The following is a 1,375-nucleotide window of genomic DNA, read 5'->3' on the forward strand; positions in this document are numbered from 1 at the left end:
GTGGTGTCCGGCAGGTCAACAATCATGGCCTTCTCCAGGTTCGTCCGTCACGGGCCAGCAGCTCATCAGCGCTGGCGGGGCCCCAGGACCCCGGGGCGTAGGGTTCGGGCTGTTCGTCCAGGGTGGCCCAGTAGTCCTCGAACGGGTCCAGGATCTTCCAGGACAGTTCCACTTCCTCATGCCGCGGGAACAACGGCGGCTCACCCAAAAGCACATCCAGGATCAAACGCTCATACGCCTCCGGAGACGACTCGGTAAAGGAGTGCCCGTAGCCGAAGTCCATCGTCACGTCCCGGACTTCCATCTGCGTGCCCGGGACCTTGGACCCGAACCGGATCGTCGCGCCCTCATCGGGCTGGACCCGGATCACCACCGCGTTCTGCCCGAAATCATCCTCACCATGGTCACGGAACAACAGGTTCGGCGCGCGTTTGAACACCACCGCGATCTCCGTCACCCGCCGGCCCAGCCGCTTGCCCGCGCGCAGGTAGAACGGCACACCGGCCCAGCGCCGGGTATGGATATCCACCCGGATCGCGGCGAACGTCTCGGTAGTCGAATCAGCCGGGATACCGTCTTCCTCCAGATAACCCTGGACCTGCTCCCCGCCCTGCCAGCCACCGGCGAACTGGCCCCGCGCCGAATGCGTGGACAAATCCTCCGGAAGCTTGACCGCGGCCAGGACCTTTTCCTTCTCCGCCCGCAAATCATCGGCATTAAACGAAATGGGCTCCTCCATCGCCGTCAGCGCCAACAACTGCAGCAGATGGTTCTGGATCACATCCCGCGCAGCACCCACACCGTCGTAATACCCCGCCCGGCCACCGGTGCCGATGTCCTCAGCCATCGTGATCTGGACATGGTCCACATAATTCGCGTTCCACAACGGCTCGAACAACTGGTTCGCGAAACGCAACGCCAGGATGTTCTGCACCGTCTCCTTCCCCAGATAATGATCAATCCGGAACACCGCATCCGGCGGGAACACCGACTCCACAATGTCATTCAACGCCCGCGCCGACTCCAGGTCATGCCCGAACGGCTTCTCGATCACCACCCGCCGCCACTTCTCCCCATCAGCCTGCGCCAGGCCATGCTTGGACAGTTGACGGCAGACCTGCTCAAAGGCCTTCGGCGGGATCGAGAGGTAAAACGCGTGATTACCCCGCGTTCCACGCTCCTCATCCAACAACGCAATCGTGTCACCCAGACGCTCAAACGCGTCATCGTCGTCGAACTCGCCCTGGACAAACCGGACACCCTCGGACAACTGGTTCCACACCGCCTCATCAAACGGCGTCCGCGCATAAGCCTGCACCGAGGACTTCACCTCAGCAGCGAACTCCCCATCACTCCACGCCCGCCGCCCGAAACC

Annotated in this window: 1 protein-coding gene; it reads right to left on the bottom strand. The window is 62.7% G+C overall.

What is annotated here, in order from left to right; translation table 11 throughout:
- Positions 1 to 22: 22 nt before the first annotated feature.
- Positions 23 to 1,375: glucose-6-phosphate dehydrogenase (gene zwf, locus V9L17_RS21210; protein WP_337352796.1), on the bottom strand; the 1,353-nt coding region annotated here is incomplete at its 5' end.

Source organism: Pseudarthrobacter sp. CCNWLW207 (genome assembly GCF_037203945.1).
Classification (GTDB): Bacteria; Actinomycetota; Actinomycetes; order Actinomycetales; family Micrococcaceae; genus Arthrobacter.